This is a genomic window from Bacillus manliponensis (assembly GCF_000712595.1).
Lineage (GTDB): Bacteria > Bacillota > Bacilli > Bacillales > Bacillaceae_G > Bacillus_A > Bacillus_A manliponensis.
Genome location: NZ_JOTN01000008.1, coordinates 81,949 through 101,132, shown reverse-complemented (window position 1 = coordinate 101,132; position 19,184 = coordinate 81,949). Strand labels below are relative to the sequence as shown.

The 19,184-nt window shown below is 36.9% G+C and carries 17 protein-coding genes; 5 read left to right on the top strand and 12 right to left on the bottom strand.

Annotated features, from left to right (window positions below; all coding sequences use genetic code 11):
- Positions 1-153: 153 nt before the first annotated feature.
- The 7 genes from BAMA_RS11350 to BAMA_RS11320 form a co-directional block, all read right to left on the bottom strand.
- Positions 154-1,374: an ATP-binding protein gene (locus BAMA_RS11350; protein WP_034639086.1), complete on the bottom strand. Its 1,221-nt coding sequence runs from the start codon at positions 1,372-1,374 to the stop codon at positions 154-156.
- Between the two features lie 184 nt (positions 1,375-1,558).
- Positions 1,559-2,785, bottom strand: a complete 1,227-nt coding sequence (locus tag BAMA_RS11345) for an ATP-binding protein (RefSeq protein WP_034639085.1) — start codon at positions 2,783-2,785, stop codon at positions 1,559-1,561.
- A gap of 285 nt (positions 2,786-3,070) precedes the next feature.
- A complete protein-coding gene (locus BAMA_RS11340; protein ID WP_034639083.1) occupies positions 3,071-3,301 on the bottom strand; it encodes an excisionase family DNA-binding protein in 231 nt (76 codons plus the stop codon).
- Positions 3,302-3,501: 200 nt separating this feature from the next.
- Entirely contained in the window at positions 3,502-4,149 is a 648-nt protein-coding gene (locus tag BAMA_RS11335; RefSeq protein ID WP_051758935.1) for an L-fuculose-phosphate aldolase, read from the bottom strand.
- Positions 4,150-4,168: 19 nt separating this feature from the next.
- Positions 4,169-5,215 (bottom strand): S-methyl-5-thioribose-1-phosphate isomerase, encoded by a 1,047-nt coding sequence (gene mtnA / locus BAMA_RS11330; protein ID WP_034639079.1) that lies wholly within the window; start codon positions 5,213-5,215, stop codon positions 4,169-4,171.
- 12 nt (positions 5,216-5,227) lie between these two features.
- Complete coding sequence (gene mtnK, locus BAMA_RS11325) at positions 5,228-6,460, bottom strand: S-methyl-5-thioribose kinase (RefSeq protein WP_034639078.1); 1,233 nt, start codon at positions 6,458-6,460, stop codon at positions 5,228-5,230.
- 217 nt (positions 6,461-6,677) lie between these two features.
- Positions 6,678-7,730, bottom strand: coding sequence for an NAD(P)/FAD-dependent oxidoreductase (locus BAMA_RS11320; RefSeq protein ID WP_034639077.1), 1,053 nt, complete (start codon positions 7,728-7,730; stop codon positions 6,678-6,680).
- Positions 7,731-7,974: 244 nt separating this feature from the next.
- On the opposite strand from BAMA_RS11320, the gene BAMA_RS11315 reads away from it, so the two are divergent.
- From BAMA_RS11315 to BAMA_RS11305, 3 genes are all read left to right on the top strand, one after another.
- Complete coding sequence (locus tag BAMA_RS11315; RefSeq protein WP_034639076.1) at positions 7,975-8,889, top strand: iron-hydroxamate ABC transporter substrate-binding protein; 915 nt, start codon at positions 7,975-7,977, stop codon at positions 8,887-8,889.
- 103 nt (positions 8,890-8,992) lie between these two features.
- Positions 8,993-10,003, top strand: a complete 1,011-nt coding sequence (locus BAMA_RS11310; protein WP_034639075.1) for a FecCD family ABC transporter permease — start codon at positions 8,993-8,995, stop codon at positions 10,001-10,003.
- Positions 10,000-11,004, top strand: a complete 1,005-nt coding sequence (locus tag BAMA_RS11305; protein WP_034639074.1) for a FecCD family ABC transporter permease — start codon at positions 10,000-10,002, stop codon at positions 11,002-11,004. The genes BAMA_RS11310 and BAMA_RS11305 overlap by 4 nt, the downstream gene beginning before the upstream one ends.
- Before the next feature lie 59 nt (positions 11,005-11,063).
- On the opposite strand, the gene BAMA_RS23485 is transcribed toward BAMA_RS11305, so the two are convergent.
- The 4 genes from BAMA_RS23485 to BAMA_RS11285 form a co-directional block, all read right to left on the bottom strand.
- Complete coding sequence (locus BAMA_RS23485; RefSeq protein ID WP_084157973.1) at positions 11,064-12,455, bottom strand: peptidoglycan-binding domain-containing protein; 1,392 nt, start codon at positions 12,453-12,455, stop codon at positions 11,064-11,066.
- A gap of 203 nt (positions 12,456-12,658) precedes the next feature.
- Complete coding sequence (locus BAMA_RS11295; RefSeq protein ID WP_034639073.1) at positions 12,659-13,066, bottom strand: (deoxy)nucleoside triphosphate pyrophosphohydrolase; 408 nt, start codon at positions 13,064-13,066, stop codon at positions 12,659-12,661.
- Positions 13,067-13,154: 88 nt separating this feature from the next.
- On the bottom strand, positions 13,155-13,763 hold the full coding sequence (locus BAMA_RS11290) for a methyltransferase (RefSeq protein WP_034639072.1): 609 nt from the start codon (positions 13,761-13,763) through the stop codon (positions 13,155-13,157).
- Positions 13,764-13,925: 162 nt separating this feature from the next.
- Positions 13,926-15,038 carry a M20 peptidase aminoacylase family protein gene (locus BAMA_RS11285; RefSeq protein WP_034639071.1) on the bottom strand — a complete coding sequence of 371 codons (1,113 nt, stop codon included), beginning with the start codon at positions 15,036-15,038 and terminating at the stop codon, positions 13,926-13,928.
- 251 nt (positions 15,039-15,289) lie between these two features.
- On the opposite strand from BAMA_RS11285, the gene nhaC reads away from it, so the two are divergent.
- Complete coding sequence (nhaC, locus tag BAMA_RS11280; protein ID WP_034639070.1) at positions 15,290-16,711, top strand: Na+/H+ antiporter NhaC; 1,422 nt, start codon at positions 15,290-15,292, stop codon at positions 16,709-16,711.
- Here the strand turns inward: nhaC and BAMA_RS11275 are convergent.
- Complete coding sequence (locus BAMA_RS11275; protein ID WP_034639069.1) at positions 16,695-17,981, bottom strand: hypothetical protein; 1,287 nt, start codon at positions 17,979-17,981, stop codon at positions 16,695-16,697. The genes nhaC and BAMA_RS11275 overlap by 17 nt on opposite strands.
- An 89-nt stretch (positions 17,982-18,070) precedes the next feature.
- Between BAMA_RS11275 and BAMA_RS11270 the strand changes: the two genes are divergently transcribed.
- Positions 18,071-19,180: a mandelate racemase/muconate lactonizing enzyme family protein gene (locus BAMA_RS11270; protein ID WP_034639067.1), complete on the top strand. Its 1,110-nt coding sequence runs from the start codon at positions 18,071-18,073 to the stop codon at positions 19,178-19,180.
- The last annotated feature ends 4 nt before the right edge of the window (positions 19,181-19,184 follow it).

Below are 19,184 nucleotides of genomic sequence, written 5' to 3'. Positions count from 1 at the left end.
AACCACCTTTATTAGCAATATACGTTTTAAATTTAGTATTCACTTAATTATTTCGTTACTATTGTTTATTCTAAAATAATGATAAATAATATTATACATTCCAACAAGAAAAAGACTAGAAATTCTATTCTAGCCTTTTGATACATGTACTTCTTACTGAATAGGTAAACTCAATTCAACAGTAGTACCCTCACCAACATTACTCATAAATTGAATTGTCCCTTCATGTTCTTCAATAATTTTATACGTAACCATTAAACCTAAACCTGTTCCACTTTCTTTCGTTGTATAAAATGCTTCACCAATTTTCGGAATTTCACTTTCTACAATTCCGCAACCTGTATCTTTAACACGGATATTCATCATGTCTTTACTTACAACACCTGAAATGACAATGTCTCCACCAGCTGGCATTGCTTCAATCGCATTTCGTAATAAGTTTAAAAAGACTTGTTTCATTTGCCTTTCGTCACAATACACTTTTGGTAAACTCTTATCAAATTCCACTTTTAAAGTAACCTTTTGTCCAGAAGTAGCTTGTTCAACAATTCGAGTTACATATAAAATAATTTCTTCTATACTATGTAATTGATACTCTTTCGATTTTGGCCTTCCAAACAACATTAATTCACTGACAATTTCGTTCATACGTTCAATTTCTTGTGTCATAATGTCATAGTATGTACGATCCTCTGGATGTTTTTCTGCCTGTAGCTTTGTAAAGCCTTTTAAAGCTGTTAGTGGATTACGAATTTCATGACCAATGGCAGTAGCCATCCTTCCAATTATCGCTAATTTTTCTGTTTGTTTGATTTGTGTATGTACCGTTTCAAGTGCATTTATATAATCTTGGACACGTACTAAAATAACCCAACATATAAAAGCAAATATAGAACATAATGCAACCGGAACCATAACAACATTCGTTTTTAAAACAAGACCAATAATAATATACTTCATAAGTACCCCTCCGGTTATCCACCAAAAATAGTATCTATTCACAAAGAGAGGTGCGAAGAAAATAAGAAAAATTTCAACTATATTTCCTGAGATAAACCTTTTATCTGTTCCATAATACATTAAAATAAGATTTATAAAATCTATTACAATATATCCAATAAAAATGACATATTTCACAGCATACGGATAATCCTTTTGAACGCCTAGGCCAATAACTAGTAATAAAATTACTAAGATATATAACCAAATACCTAGTCCATCATCCGGAATACCCATCGGAGTGTTAATTAATCTCATCTTAGGTAAAACATATAGAGACAAAAATTCGTAAAAAAAATAAATACTATAAAATAACTTTAAAGAAAATTTAAGAGCTTTCATCTCTTGTTGGATTAAGATATGATCCTTATTCATACAAAACCACCTTTATTAGCAACATACATTCAAAGCTTACTATTAGCTTAATCGTTTCGTTATTACTATCTATCTCAAAGTAATGATAAATAATTTTATACATCCCAATAAGAGAAAGACTAGAAATCTCTTCCTAGCCTTTCGAATTATTCCCTTATTTTACATAATCGGAGTATATATATTTTCATTTAATTGGTAATGTCACCTCAACCGTCGTTCCTTTACCAACATTACTTGTAAATTGAATTGTTCCATCATGTTCTTCAATAATTTTATAGGTAATCATCAAACCTAGCCCTGTTCCACTTTTTTTCGTTGTATAAAAAGCTTCGCCTAGCTGAGGAATTTTACTCTCTACAATCCCACAGCCCATATCTGTGATTTTAACTTTCATTACCGTTTGACTAGCAAATACAGAAACGATAACACTCCCACTATTTTGCATAGACTCAATTGCATTCTTTATTAAATTTAAAAAAACTTGTTTCATTTGTGTTTCATCACAATATATCTTTGGCAATGACTTTTGGAAATCTGTTTTTATTGTAATGCCTTGCTTAGACGCAAATTGTTCCAAAATCTGTATCACGTATAAAATAATTCCTTGTATATTATGTAATTCATGTTCCTTTGATTTCGGTTTTCCAAATGCCATTAATTCACTTACAATTTCATTCATTCTCTCAATTTCTTGCGTCATAATCGTATAGTATGTACCTTCTTCTGGATGCTGTTCCGCTTGTAATTGCGTAAAGCCTTTTAATGCTGCTAGTGGATTACGAATTTCATGACCAATAGCTGCTGCCATGTTCCCTATGATTGCCATTCTTTCTGCTTCTTTCATTTTCATAGATGTTATTTTAATTATATCCACGTAAGAATAGAAGCGAGCTAAAAGCATCCAACATACAAGTGCCAGTACAATACATATTGTAATACCAGCTATAACTGTACTTGTCTTCAATATAATTCCAGTTATAGCGTATTTTCCAATTACCCCTAAATTTACTGCCCAAAAATATCGCTTACTCACAAAGAAAGGAGAGGAAAATACAAAAAATAGTTCTACTAAATTTCCCGAAAAGAATTGTTTTGATGCTCCGGAATAAATCATTATATTATTAATCAAATCCACAAAAAGAAATCCACTTAAAATAATATATTTCACTGCGTAAAGGTATCTTGTTTTCATACAATATATACCTATCAATAAAAACGGTAATACTAAAATATATAACCATACCCCTAATCCATCTACTGGGAATCCTCCCTCAGCTACATCAGGTCTCCACCTCGGTTGTATAATATAGTAATATACAATATCAGTACTTAAAAAAATAACATAAACTAAACATAAAAAAAGCTTAAGCGCTTTAACCTCTTCTTGTGCAAGCATATGAGCCTTATTCATTCAAAACCACCTTTATTAACAACAAACATTTTCAGTTTATCCCGCATTAGCTGGCTGTAAGACTCCCACCTCAAAACTTGAGAGAAGCAAAGAAGTTTAGGTGGGAGATTAACAGCCAGTAAAAGCCCGATTGGTCGGGCTAACACTCAGTGGGGGATGAAGAGAACCCCCACTGAGTGAAGTTTCACTTTATTAAAAAACCTCTCTCAAATTAACTATATTAATATAAAGATATTAACATGATTAATCGCTATCTGCATAAGAGAAAGACTAGAAAAGTCTTTCCTAGTCTTCATCCTTTACATCCATGTCCTCTGGAATGGGTTCATTTAATATTTCTTCTACTAATTTTTTATATTTTTCTAGTTGTTCAAAATGCGTTTGGAATTGATCTTGATACAGTAAATATTGTTCGCCATCATGCACTGCGCGTACGCGTCTTTGTAAAATTAAATTTTCTACTTGTGCCTCTGGAATATTTAAGTATTCCGCAGCTTCTTTTATCGTTAAATACATGATATTACGTCCTTCTTTTCATATGATTGATTTCTATTATACCACATACTCTTTACCATACAGTGTGCATCGTCACAAAACGATGCACACTGTATGGTAAAGAATTAAGCCCCTTTCTTAACCCTCTACCAATACATTATCCCGCATTAACGGCCTAACACTCAGTGGGGGATGAAGCCCCCACTGAGTGAAGTTTCACTTTATTTTTGTCCGTATGTCTCAAACTTTTTTGCCAATCGTTGTAGTTCTTCTTCACCTAATAACTTCGGTTCACCAATTGCTTTTGTTTGGTAATAAATTTGAGCACAAAACTCTATTTCTTCCGCAACCGTAAATGCCATTTTAATCGTATTGCCTCCCGCAATTAAACCGTGATTTGCAAGTAGAACTGCTCGGCGATCAATCATTCCTTCATAAGCTACTTCTGCTAGCTCTTTCGTACCAAATGTTTCATAAGGTGCACAGCGTACATTTGGTCCTGCAAATGCAATTAAATATGAAACTGGTGGAATCTCCCACCCTAATGATGCAATTGTTTTTGCATATGGCGAATGCGTATGTACAAGTGCATTTAAATCTTCTCTTTTTTTATAAAAAATTAAATGCATATCTAGTTCACTAGATGGATTTCTCTCTCCATCTACTATTTCACCGTCTAAATTTAGAACTACAACATCTTCAGGCTCCGTTTCAAAGTACTCTAATCCACTTGGACTCATTGCAACAAGCCCTTTTTCTCGATTAAAAATACTAATATTTCCGCCTGTTCCTTTTGTTAGGCCACTTGCAATTAACTTCTTACCATACTCTACAACATCTTCTCTCTCTTTTTGTAGTAGTAGCACTATATACACTCCCTTTGTTCTCTTATTTCATAAATAGTTTCTGCAAGCTTTCCGCAAATGGTGGGCGAATGATTCCTTTTTCCGTAATAATTGCTGTTACATTTTCATGCGGCGTTACATCAAATGCTGGATTGTATACTTTACTATCTACCGGTGCTGAATATTGCCCAAAGCGATTAATCACTTCTGAAGCGTCGCGCTCTTCAATTGGAATTTCTTTTCCGGTGGGTGTATTCAAGTCAATTGTTGGTGTTGGCGCTGCTACATAGAAAGGAATATTATAATATTTTGCTAGAATCGAAACACCTAACGTCCCAATTTTATTCGCAACATCACCGTTTGCTGCAACTCGGTCACAGCCAACAATTACTGCATCAATTTTCCCTTGCGACATCACCATGGCAGCCATGTTATCGGTAATAACCGTTACATCAATACCTGCTCGTTGTAACTCTAAAGCCGTTAGTGTGGAACCTTGTAATCTTGGACGTGTTTCATCCGAGTAAATTTTTAAATTCCAACCTTTTTCCTTCGCTAAATACATCGGTGCTGTTGCTGTACCATACTTTGTCGTTGCTAAAGCACCGGCATTACAATGTGTGAGCAAGCCCATTTCATCTTTAAAAAGTGTAAGGGCATGCTCGCCAATTTGACGATTAATTTCTTCATCTTCTTTATGAATGATTTTTGCCTCTTCTAGCAAAAGATTTTTCAATTTTGAAACAAGAATGTTTGTATGTTCCTTTGCGACACGCTCCATACGCTCTAATGCCCAAAATAAATTTACAGCCGTTGGTCTTGAAGTTGCTAAATATGCACATGCTTTTTCAACTTCGCGAATAAAACTCTCCATATCATCTTCTTTAGCATCTCTTACCCCTAAGTACACACCGTAAGCTGCTGAAACTCCAATCGCTGGTGCACCTCTTACTTTCATCACTTGAATAGCATCCCATACACCTTCTGCAGTCGTAAACTCTTCATATACAACTTCATTTGGCAATACAGTTTGATCTAGTAAAACTAATGCATCATTTTTCCACTGAATAGGTATTAATTGTTCTGACATGATCTTCTCTCCCTACGCTTTGCTGTATGAATGTGCCTCTTTTTGCAACACTTGTATAAAATCAGCACCTGTTTTGAACGTACTTGCTTGTAATACAAATAATTTTGCTGCTTGTAAACAAATGCGTTCTGCTCTAGCTCTTGCCTGTTCGTCTTCGATTGAAGTAATATCCTTTACTTTTGCTAATCCAACAATGCGACGAATTAATTCAAGTCCTGTAACAGCTGCTGTATCTGCTAAGACAGAGTTTAAGTACCATAATTTAAACTCATCATTCTTTGCCATTATATCTGTTACATGAATATCCCATGCAGCTACAAATTTCTCGCTAAATAAATCAATCACATCTGCAATGGTCTTTTCTAACCAAGCAACATAACTATCTTTTCGATCCCCTGCTTCCATTATCGCATCTGCGTTTACCCAAGCAAACATTAAATTTGCTACGATATTTCCAACGTCGTAGCCCATCGGTCCATAAAACGCAAATTCTGGATCAATTACTTTTGTTGAATCTCTCCGAACAAAAAGAGAGCCAGTATGTAAGTCACCATGTAATAACGCCTGTGCATTTGTCATAAATGAAAACTTTAATTTGGCTACTTCTGTTCGTAACTTCACATCTTCATATATATTCTTTTGAATCCACTCTTCATTTAGTAAGAATAGTTCATTTCTTTCGTTATGATTTACGTATGGCTCAGAGTACACAAGATCTTCTGTAATCTCACAAAGCTCTGGATTAATGTAATTTTTCACTAACTCTTTCTTTTCTTTATGATTCATCACAACATCGGATGTTAATAAAAGGTTACGTACTAAAAATGTAGTAATATCCTCTGCTAACTTCGGGAATATTTCATGATGTAACAGAGCTGTACGAAGAATTGTATGATCCGATAAATCTTCCATTACGCAACAATTCATTACGTCATCATAGAGATACACTCGCGGCACAAGTCCTGGTGCCAATTCTCCCTCTAACTTCAGCACGTCTGACTCAATACGAATGCGATTTGTCGATAATTTAAATTCATCTGAAATTCTTGCTGTATCTCCCGCTTGTTTCACAATGATAGAAGTCCCCTTTTCTTCATCCCAAACACGAAATACATAATTCAAATTACCGTCACCAATTTCTTTACAACATAAATGTTCTTTTTCTTCAAACATCGGTAGCTTTTCTACTACATACTCAATTACATCTTGTGCTTCCATTAAAAAATAATTTGTGAACTTAGACATAGTTTCTCCCCCACACCCTCATAATTGTAAGCGCTTTCTGAAAATAATAAAATAAATAGATTGATAGAACTCAATCCTTGATTTTTATTACATATTGTTTGAAACGAACATCTACTTTCATTATATCTCGCTATATATTATAGTCAATATTTTCCTATCTAAAGTAACCATTAGCTTCTTAATCAAAATAAAAAGCAGCATTTTAAAATGCTGCTTTTTATGATTTCATCATTTGTTTTACAAGCTCACGATTACGCTCTTTAAATACATCGTTATGCGAAGAAACCATTGCATAACCATTTGCATCAGGCTCGATAAATTGTTTTGCTTTATTAACAGCATTTGCGGCATCTTGAAAAGCACCAGCAATTAAATGTAGCTTTCCTTCATGCTTTAAAATATCACCAGCAGCATACAAACCTGGTACAGACGATTCACTATTTGCATTACAAGCAATATAATAGTCATCCGCTCTATCAATTGGAAGATTACTATTTTCAAGCAATGTTGCATCACGCTCATAGCCATGATTAATTACGACCTCATCCACTGCTAAATAAGAAACTTCACCTGTTTTTTGATTTGTTAACTCAACTTGTTCGATATATTCATGATTATCACTTGCAAGTAACTTTGTAATTGTCGTATTTAACAGACATTCCGCAGAACTATTTAGCAATTGTTCTACTTGTGCTTCATGACCTGCTAATTTGTCTTTTCGATATGTTATATATACTTTTTTAGCAACTGGTTCTAATTCATTTGCCCAATCAATTGCAGAGTTTCCGCCACCAGAAACGATAACCGTCTTACCTTTAAAATGCTGCAGAGACTTCACTGTATAATTTAAATTGGAAACTTCAAATCGCTCTGCTCCTTCTATTTCAAGCTTCTGCGGGTTTAATATCCCGCTTCCAATTGCAACAAGAACTGTTTTAGAAATGTGCTGATGACCGGAGGCAGCGTGTAAAGTGAAAATACCTTCTTCATTACGTGAGATTGATTCTATTTTTTCATTTAATACAACTTCTGGATTAAATGTAAGCCCTTGTTTTGTAATTTGCTCTATTAATTGTGCCCCCGTAGTAGGCAACAATCCTCCAACGTCCCAAATCATTTTCTCTGGATATACGTGTACCTTTCCGCCTAGTTTCGGTTGATACTCAACAATTTTTGTCTTCATTCCTCGAAGCCCACTATAAAAAGCGGCGTATAAACCAGCAGGACCTCCTCCAATTATCGTTATATCAAACAACTCATCTTGTTTCATCTTCGTTCACTCTCCGATCTAAAAGTAGAAGCATTTTCAACTAAATCTTGATATTAGAATAACTATTGACAACTTATATAAATAAACATTATAGTATGTAGGTCAGCGGTATTGATAATCATTATCACAATTATTACCTATCCTTAAAATAAAGTCAAACAATGATTCATCTGCTACTGACTAAATCGTTTCTTACATACACAAACTATGTTATATTCAATAATTTTATAAAAGGAGAAAACAAATGAAGAAATTATTATTCTCATTCGTATTACTATTTGTCTTTGTTATGGGAGCTTGTAGCAATCCATCTAAAGACAATGCAGATTTAAAAGGAAATAAATCAGATACAATTACGTATCAATCTGAAAACGGGAAAGTTGAAGTACCCGCAAATCCAGAACGTGTTGTTGTTCTATCAACATTTGCCGGTAACGTAATGTCTTTAGGCGTAAATGTTGTTGGTGTTGATTCATGGTCTAAAGCAAACCCTCGTTTTGAAAAAGGCTTAAAAGATGCTGTAGAAGTATCAGATGAAAATATTGAAAAAATTATCGAACTAGATCCGGATTTAATTATCGGTCTATCAAATACTAAAAACATTGATAAACTAAAAAAAATCGCACCAACTGTAACATACACATATGGAAAAGTTGATTACTTAACGCAACATATCGAAATCGGAAAATTACTAAATAAAGAAAAAGAAGCAAAAGATTGGGTTAATGATTTCAAAAAACGTGCTGCAAAATCTGGCGATGACATTCGTGCGAAAATCGGTGAAGACGCAACAGTTACTGTTATCGAAAACTTCGATAAGCAACTATACGTATTTGGCGATAACTGGGGACGCGGTACAGAAATTCTATACCAAGAAATGAAATTAAAAATGCCTGAAAAGGTAAAAGAAATGGCACAAAAGGATGGCTATTATGCTTTATCAGCAGAAGTTCTTCCTGAGTATGTAGGCGACTACTTAGTTATAAGTAAGCAAAGCAGCGCAGACAGTTCATTCCAAGAAACAGATAGCTACAAAAATATGCCTGCTGTAAAAAATAATCAAGTATTCGAAGCGGATGCAAGCGAATTTTTCTTTAACGATCCATTAACGCTAGATTATCAATTAGATTTCTTTACAAAAAGCTTTCTTCAAAAATAAGGTTTAACTAATAACCTATTAGTGGAGTATAATATTACAAAGAGGAATTCTTATACTAAGAATTCCTCTTCCTTTATTCTCATAAAGAAAAGATGTGATACAAATGGAAACAAGTAAGCTACGTTCTATACCTTTTACATACAAGTTCATTGGATCTGTACTAATTTTCCTTTGTTCATTTTTCATCGCGATGATGTTTGGCGCAGCAGAAACTTCAATGAAAGATGTATGGCTTGCACTTACGACTAATGATATGAGCGATAAAGTTTCTATCATTCGTGATATCCGCCTGCCACGTGAAATTGCAGCTATATTTGTTGGTGCTGCACTCACTATTTCTGGTGCTATCATGCAAGGTGTAACAAGAAACTCTTTAGCTGATCCAGGCTTACTTGGATTAACTGCTGGCGCAAATTTAGCGCTTGTTATTACAATTGCACTTATTCCTTCAGCAAACTATTTCTCTATTATGATTGCTTGCTTTGTTGGTGCTGCTGCTGGAGCAATGATGGTTTTTGGTATTAGCAACATGAAGCGAGGAGGCTTTTCACCACTACGCCTCGTTTTAGCTGGTGCTGCTGTGACTGCTTTTTTACAAGCATTTTCTGAAGGAATAACCCTTTATTTTAAACTATCAAAAGATGTGTCAATGTGGACAGCTGGTGGAACTGTTGGAACAACTTGGGGGCAACTGCAAATCATTGTTCCTGCTATTACAATCGCAACAATTATTGCAATACTCTTTTCTAAACAACTAACTGTTTTAAGCTTAAATGAAGAAGTTGCAATTGGATTAGGTCAAAGAATTATCCTTATTAAAACAATTCTCTTTATTATCGTTATTATATTAGCCGGTGCTGCTGTGGCACTCGCTGGGAACTTAGCTTTTGTTGGCTTAATGATTCCCCATATCGTACGCTCCATTGTTGGAACAGATTACCGTTTCATTATTCCAATGTGCGCGACTATAGGAGCAGCATTTATGTTATTAGCTGATACAATCGGACGAACAATTAATTCACCATATGAAACATCGATTGTTGCTGTCATATCCATAGTAGGATTACCTTTCTTCTTATTTATTGTACGAAAAGGAGGTCGAACATTCTCATGAACCCAGCGTTACTAAAAAAGCAAAGAATGGTTCTAGCTTTCATTACCTTGCTTACTATCGTAAGTATCATCATTGGTATGGGAATTGGCCAAGCTTCTTTATCTTTCGATCGATTACTTCCGACACTTTTCGGACAAGGTACATTTAAAGAAGAATTCATCCTATTTTCGATTCGATTGCCAAGAATTATTATTACATTATTAGCAGGGATGGCTCTTGCATTATCCGGTGCAATTTTGCAAGGAATTACAAGAAATGATTTAGCCGAACCGGGAATTATCGGTATTAACTCGGGGGCCGGTGTAGCCATTACAGTGTTATTTTTATTTTTCCCAATCGAACAAGAATCATTTGTATATGTGCTACCGTTTGTTGCTTTTCTCGGTGCTTTCATTACAGCTTGTCTCATTTACGTATTTTCATACGATAAACGGACAGGGTTGCAGCCAGTTCGCTTAACGTTAGTTGGAATTGGCTTTTCAATGGCCCTTTCTGGACTGATGATTGTGCTTATTTCCTCTGGTGAGCGATCAAAGGTAGATTTTATTGCGAAGTGGATTGCCGGAAATATTTGGGGTGATGATTGGCCTTTCATTTGGGCAATCTTGCCGTGGCTAGCTATTTTGATTCCTTTCAGTTTATATAAAGCCCAACGTTTAAATTTACTTTCCTTAAATGAAGAGGTATCAATTGGAGTGGGGATAGCTGTTGAAAAAGAAAGACGCATACTCCTTTTAACAGCAGTTGCCCTAGCGTCTGCAGCTGTTTCTGTTACAGGGGGCATTGCCTTTATTGGTTTGATGGCTCCCCATATCGCAAAAGCTTTAGTTGGTCCAAGACACCAACTCTTTATGCCAGTTGCGATTTTACTAGGTGGATGGCTCTTATTTATCGCAGACTTAATTGGACGTCAAATTTTAGAACCTGATGGTATTCCAGCTGGAATTATGGCAGCGATGATTGGTGCACCTTATTTTATGTACTTATTATTTAAAAAGTAGAAAGACCCCCCTTAAAGATTATTCTCAAGGGGGGTTTTTTACTTTATCAATGAAAAGGTTTAGTTACCTCTTTTCATTGAACCATTCTGTCCGCCATTACCTGTTCCTTGACCTTCGCCTGAACCATTACCTGTTCCTTGGCCTCCGCCTGAACCATTACCTGTTCCTTGACCTTTACCTGCCCCTGGGCCTTCGCCTGTTCCTTGGCCTTTACCTGCCCCTGGGCCTTCGCCTGTTCCTTGGCCTTTACCTGCCCCTGGACCTTCGCCTGTTTCTGGACCTTTACCTGCCCCTGGACCTTTACCTGCCCCTGGACCTTCGCCTGTTTCTGGACCTTTACCTGCCCCTGGGCCTTCGCCTGTTTCTGGACCTTTACCTGCTCCTGGACCTTTACCTGCCCCTGGACCTTCGCCTGCTCCTGCGCCACCTTTACCTGCTCCTGGACCTTCGCCTGCTCCTGCGCCACCTTTACCTGCTCCTGGACCTTCGCCTGCTCCTGCGCCACCTTTACCTGCTCCTGGACCTTCGCCTGCTCCTGCGCCACCTTTACCTGCTCCTGGACCTTCGCCTGCTCCTGCGCCACCTTTACCTGCTCCTGGACCTTCGCCTGCTCCTGCGCCACCTTTACCTGCTCCTGGACCTTCGCCTGCTCCTGCGCCACCTTTACCTGCTCCTGGACCTTCGCCTGCTCCTGCGCCACCTTTACCTGCTCCTGGACCTTCGCCTGCTCCTGCGCCACCTTTACCTGCTCCTGGACCTTCGCCTGCTCCTGCGCCACCTTTACCTGCTCCTGGACCTTCGCCTGCTCCTGCGCCACCTTTACCTGCTCCTGGACCTTCGCCTGCTCCTGCGCCACCTTTACCTGCTCCTGGACCTTCGCCTGCTCCTGCGCCACCTTTACCTGCTCCTGGACCTTCGCCTGCTCCTGCGCCACCTTTACCTGCTCCCGGACCTTCGCCTGCTCCTGCGCCACCTTTACCTGCTCCTGGACCTTCGCCTGCTCCTGCGCCACCTTTACCTGCTCCCGGACCTCCGCCTGGGCCGCCTTTACCTGCTCCCGGGCCTTCGCCTGGGCCGCCTTTACCACGTCCTCCCGGTTTGATTCCCATTTTTATATTTGAATACGTATACGTAATAGATTGGAATGTGCGATCGTCTACTACCCCTGTCACTGGTAATCCGTGCTTCTTCTGATAATACTTCACTCCAGCAACTGTTGTATCATCATATACTCCACTAATACTCCCTGCATAACTACCAATTGATTTTAACATTCCTTGAATAACATAAATATCCGGTCCTTTTGCACCTTTACCGACAGCTAAACTAGTTGCTGGCATACTTAGTACTAACATAAAAGCTAACAATAATGTCCCAATTCTCTTTTTGCCAGCGCCTTTAAAACTTAGTCGTTTTACACGAGAAAAAGGGCTCTGCTCCCATTTCTTCATTACATACACTCCTTTACATAAAATGAATTTTAACTACAAAATTTACTATCCCCTTTTTCTTTTCAATCATGCAAAATTCCATAGTTTCACAAAAAAATTTTCATATAAAAACAGCAGTTTCTTACTGTTTTTACAGAAGGAACTGCTGCTTTTTAATAATATGTAATTCATTTCATATGTTAAGTAGTATCAAACTTGATAAACTATGAAAGGGATTCTAAAATCCCTTTCGATAATCTTTCAATCGTAGGAATATCAGCCGGAGCCCATTCTAACAACTCTAATTCTGCTGGTAATAACCATTTTATTGCTACATGATCTGTTAATACTGGCTTACCAGAGATAAGCCTACAATAGAATGTAGTTAAATGTACTGTGCCAAAATCATACTCATGCACAGTATGGACAATTTGATCGCCTACCTTAATCTTACAATGCATTTCCTCATCAATTTCTCGAATTAAAGCTTGCTGCGGAGATTCTCCCTTTTCGATCTTTCCACCTGGGAACTCCCATTTCAGAGGAAGTATTTTCATTTCTCCCCTTTGTGCACATAGTATTTTTCCCTCTTCAACAATCACAGCTCCAACAACATGAATGTTCTTTTTCATAATTCCCCTCCTGTATGGATTAAAATAATGAAAAGCTAACACTCAGTGGAAGATAAAGCGAACCCCCCTGAGTGAAGTTTTACTTTATCTAATACCCAAATCGATATACTAAAAATCTCTCATTCGAATTATTTTTATATAACTCCGGTAATTGTATTTCTTTCGTTAACTCAAAGGCTGTTTGATACTCTAAAAAATAAATATAATCTTCCGATGGATAATATAAAATGATTTCAACTTCTCGTTCTACTTTTTCTACTGAAAGTAATATGTTATTCACAACATTCATAAACACTTGTACAGAAAACGGGTTAAAGAAGTAAAAGCGGTTATCACGCGGATTAACCTCGTACTCTTGTGCTAAGCAACACTTAAAATCTATTTCTCCCCCATTATCTTCTACCGCATCTAAATAGTACTCACGATTTGTCATCGCTTCTTCATAAAACACTTCATTCATTTCAATCCCGATTACATCCGACCCATGAAAATAATTAATATAAAAATTCAAACGCCCTTTTCCACATCCAAAGTCAACCACACGATCGCTACTTTTCAGTTCATACTGTTCAAATAATGTTTGCAGTGCACTATAAGGCGTTGGTTCATAACGATGATAGTGAAACGATTTATAAAAACCGTCTTGCTCTTCCCATGTTTGGATATTAAGCAGTTCATCGTAGTATTGTTCTGTCATGAATTCACTCCTAATTTATAACATGATAAATGTATTTCAATATAACTTTATTTTACAATCATAAAAAATAACCTTGATATTACATCAAGATTATTTTTCTTCTTACTATTTAGTTTCTCATACATTACATATGATTGAAACAGCGAGGAGGAAAAATCACTTTTAACCTACGCCTAAAACCTCACGTACGGCACCTTCTAATATCTCTACCCCATCTATTAAACACGCTCTATCAAACGTCATATGTGGGTGATGTAATCCTGGCTGTAAGTTCGCTCCTAATCCAAGCATTGCCGCTTTTAAATGTGGCCTTTTAATTGTATAGTAGTGAAAATCATCACTTCCTGTTGTCATAAGAGGTAATGTACACCCTTCTTCACCATACTTTTTCAGAATACCTTTGCGTAAAAATTGCTCTGCTTCCTCTGATACTTCCGCTCCCGGCACAAAATCAGTCCATTGATACGAAATTTTTGTCCCCATTGATTCAGCAAATTGTAGTACCGTTTCAATTTTTTCTTTTAACTCCTTAAGCAAATCATTGCTTTCTGCTCTTACATCTAAAGCAAATTGACCATTTCCTGGAATGATATTTAAATTTTCACCACCAGCTTGGCATCTTGTCATTTTTACAGAGTAAGAACATTGCGGTGGTAACCAAATATTTTTAATTCCCATATTAATCATCGAAATAACATCGATGGCATTTACCCCTTGATGCGGCCTAGCCCCATGAGCATCTGCTCCTTGTATTTCAGCTTCTAAAAAATCTGCTGCTCCGTGACGAATAGATGGTGCCGCTTGCTTAAGTGTAAGTTCTTCTACTGGCCTTACATGCATACCAAATAAGAAATCAGCATCATCAACAACACCATTTTCAACCATTGTAATTGATCCATTTCCCTTCTCCTCTGCTGGCTGAAAGATTACACGGATTGTTCCATTTTCCCACTTTGCATGTTTTAACTGTAAAATAAGTCCCATTGCAATTGTCATATGGGCATCATGTCCACATGAGTGATTCGCCCTAAACTCTCCATCTATCTCTTGCCATAATGCATCCATATCAGCACGAATTGCTACTATAGGTTTCCCACTTCCTAGTTCTGCTACAACTCCTGTACAATTATCGAATGTTTTATATGAAATACCTTCTCCCTCTAAAAAACGTGCAATATAAGCAGATGTATTGTATTCTTTCCAACTCACTTCAGGATGCTCATGTAAATAATGAAATATTTCATCCAATTGATTCTGTAAGTCTATTTTTTTCAATTCAGTACACTCCTCTTTCTAATTTAGATTGTTATTTCAATATAATTATCTCTCTTTGCAAAGCGACTAAAATTCGTATAATGCAACACCACGATGTAGTGCCTACACACATTACTTTATAAAGACATGCCCAAACTCTTGTAAGCGATTTCGTATTGACGTATCAATAAATAGAAGTTTATCATATTCATAATAACGTCTATTTTGCGACAATTAAAAATTATTCAATGATTATTATTAGGGGGAGTATTATGAAAAAAGAAATGACATTCACGATGGCAACTATTCCACTTCTTGTTACTATTTTTGTCATGACAATTACTGTTGTTGTTCTCGAACAAAGTCCTCACGTTCCACTTATTATCGGTACAACAGTAGCCTCTCTTGTTGCTTTATACGCAGGGCACAAGTGGAAAGACATTGAAGAAGCAATGTATAAAGGAATCCGCCTCGCATTACCTGCAATTGTTATTATTATTCTTGTTGGTCTTACAATTGGTGCTTGGATTGGCGGAGGTATTGTCGCAACAATGATCTATTACGGCCTAAAGCTTATGACACCTTCTTTATTTTTAGTTTCTATTGCTGTTATTTGTGCTGTTGTAACCCTTGCAATTGGTAGTTCTTGGTCAACGATGGGTACAATTGGAGTCGCTGGTATGGGTATTGGTCTTAGTATGGGTATCCCTGCTCCAATGGTTGCTGGTGCCATTATTTCTGGAGCTTACTTCGGCGATAAAATGTCACCGCTTTCAGATACAACAAATCTAGCAGCGGGCCTTACGAACACCAATTTATTTGTTCACATTCGTCATATGCTTTCTACAACAATACCAGGTTTCATCATCGCTCTTATCGTATATGCTTTTTTAGGTAGAAAATTTAGTAGCGAAAATGTTGATACAACAAATATTGAACAAATTTTGCATACATTAGAAAATAACTTTGTTATCTCACCATTTCTATTGTTAATCCCTGTTATTGTTATGGTATTAGTAGCAAAAAGAATGCCTGCTACACCTGCATTACTTATTGGTATTGCACTCGGGTTCCTATCACATATTTTCATTCAAGATGGCTCTGTTAAAGAAGCTGCTAGTGCCCTTCAAAATGGCTTTGTTATTGATACTGGCAATAAACTAGTTGATGACCTTTTTAATCGCGGTGGTTTAGATTCAATGATGGGTACTGTTTCCATGACGATCGTCGCAATGACATTTGGTGGTGTGTTAGAACATACTGGCATGCTTCACGTCATCGTAAATCAAATTTTAAAATTAGCAAAATCGACAGCAGGACTTATTGCTTCTACAATTGTCTCTTGCTTTGCTACAAATGCTACATGCTCTGAACAATATATTTCTATCGTTGTCCCTTCCCGTATGTATGCAAATGCCTATACAGAAAAAGGGCTTCATTCAAAAAATTTATCCAGAGCATTAGAAGATGGCGGAACATTAACCTCTGTATTCATCCCATGGAATACATGTGGTGTATTTATTCTTGGAACGCTTGGTGTAGGAGCTTTTGAATATGCCCCTTACGCTGTTCTTAACTTTGTTGTACCTATTATTTCAATCCTTTATGGAATAACTGGCTTTACAATCGAAAAGCTTTCGGAAACAGAATTGATGGAACTAAAGAAAGAACAACAAGCTAAACTTGAGGCTTAGTTTGCAAGGCATATACGGGTAGTTTGAATTCATACAATGTACGAGGGCGCCCTTTTTGATATGGCATTTCCTCACCACAAACTATCGCATACTTATGTTCAACTAGTTTCTTTAAAATTCGTTCCGCTGTGCGTCTTGTTACTTGTAAGTAATCAGATAAATCAGCAGCTGTAAATTGAAGTTCTGCACGCGACCTACTAAACTGGATAATTTTCGACAAGTTTGCTGGACTTAACTTTGTATCTTTTGCAATCTTCACCAACTGCGGGTGATTATTTTTCAAACTATACACCTTTTGTTCTTTAGGGAATGGACCAAGTAATTGTTTATCATCCGTTAATATGTAACAACAACTTTCAAATTCATTGTTTCGCGCAAAATTTCCAGCAATTTTGGCGTGTTGTTCGGCTTCTTTCACTGAACTTCCATAGCCAAATCCAAGTGCAATGGCACCTTTTGATTGCGCAAATACACTGTGAATAACGTCAGTTTTCATTAACATTTCAATATCACCGCGCGTTGTATACAAAATATATGAAGTATCAGTGATTTGACGAAACGAACCGTTCACATGACGGGAAAATTCATTTAATAGCTCTAATTTGACATTTTGCGACGACAGAAATGACACCACGCACGCTGCAACAGTCGCTAAATGGCTTTTTACTAACTGTGCTTTCGCTTTTGCATCACGTAACCCTTGTATAATCGACTTTGTAGTATCTATCATTCGCTTTGCCGGAACGCCGATTTCTATAAGCTTATCGTACACTGCATGAACGCTCGTTAATGCTAGATCGACCATGCCTAATTTATAACGCGAAGCATGAAATTCGGTAATCTCTTCTATTTTGAGCATATTTGGAAGCATATTTTGATAATCCATAACATTTGATGAGCTTGATATACCGATATCAGCAAAAACATTCGTAACGAAAGATGCATTCGTCAAATCGATAGAAATCCGCTCTGGCTTCACATTTTCATGATAGAAAATCGAAAGCAAAGAAGATGCGAGTGCTGTTTCATCTTGCTGCAAGTAAATATTTGGTACTCTCAATTGTTCTGTCATATCTTTTGAAATATAATATGGTAGAGCACCAGAAAAAAAGATGACATCACATGGCTTCAAATGCTTCATAATTTCTAGAGATTCTTTCGGGTGAGAATATATATACGGTTCAATCTCTATTTCTTCTACTTGATGTGCGACATGTAGCAGTTGCTTCATAAAATTTTCTGAACCAATCACCGCAATTTTTGTTACCATTTATAAACTCCTTATTTTTATTTAACGACTATTTAACGTCAACTATAACAACCGATAAAATGATTGTAAATAGAAAGGGGTATTTTCTCATGAAAATTACAAATATTCACTTATATGCAATTCGTTTACCACTCGAACAACCATTTATTATTAGCTACGGTTCTTACAACGACATGCCTTCTATTATTGTGAAGCTTGAAACAGATGAAGGCATTATCGGTTACGGAGAAGCTGTTGCCGATGATCACGTAACTGGAGAAACGTGGGAAAGTACATTCCATGTTTTAAAGCATTCATTAGCCCCTGTTTTATTAGGAAAAGATCCAATGAACATTGAAAAAATTCATGATTTAATGGATAAAACTATTTACGGCTGTCCTACTGCAAAGGCGGCTCTTGATATTGCTTGCTTTGATATAATAGGAAAAAAATTAAATCAGCCTGTATATAACTTAATTGGTGGTCGTTATCATGAAGAATTCCCAATTACACACGTATTAAGCATCGCTCCCCCAGCTGAAATGGCTGATGAGGCTGCAGCGATGGTGGAAAAAGGCTATCAATCTTTTAAAATGAAAGTTGGTACAGAAGTTAAAAAAGATGTAGAGCGCATTCAAGCAGTTCGTGAACGTGTAGGAAGTGAAATTGCAATTCGCGTCGATGTAAACCAAGGCTGGAAAAATAGTGCGGATACTTTAAGCGCCTTACGAGCATTACAAAACCTTGATATCGATTGGGTTGAGCAACCTGTTGTGGCAGATGACATTGATGCAATGGCTCACATTCGTTCCAAAACAGATATTCCACTTATGATTGATGAAGGCTTAAAAGGATCTCGTGAAATGCGTCAAATCATTCAAAAAGACGCGGCTGACAAAGTAAACATTAAATTGATGAAATGCGGTGGTATTTATCCTGCTGTTAAACTTGCGCACCAAGCAGAGATGGCTGGTATTGAATGTCAAGTTGGTTCTATGGTCGAATCATCTGTCGCATCCGCAGCTGGATTCCACGTCGCTTTTTCAAAGAAAATCATTACTAGTGTTGAATTAACAGGGCCGCTAAAGTTCTCAAAAGACATCGGTGACCTTTCTTATGACGTACCGTTCATCCGCTTAACAGAAAAACGAGGGCTTGGCGTTGATGTAAATGAAGATATTTTACAAGAACTAACTGTATTTCAAGATGTGATTCGCTAAAGGA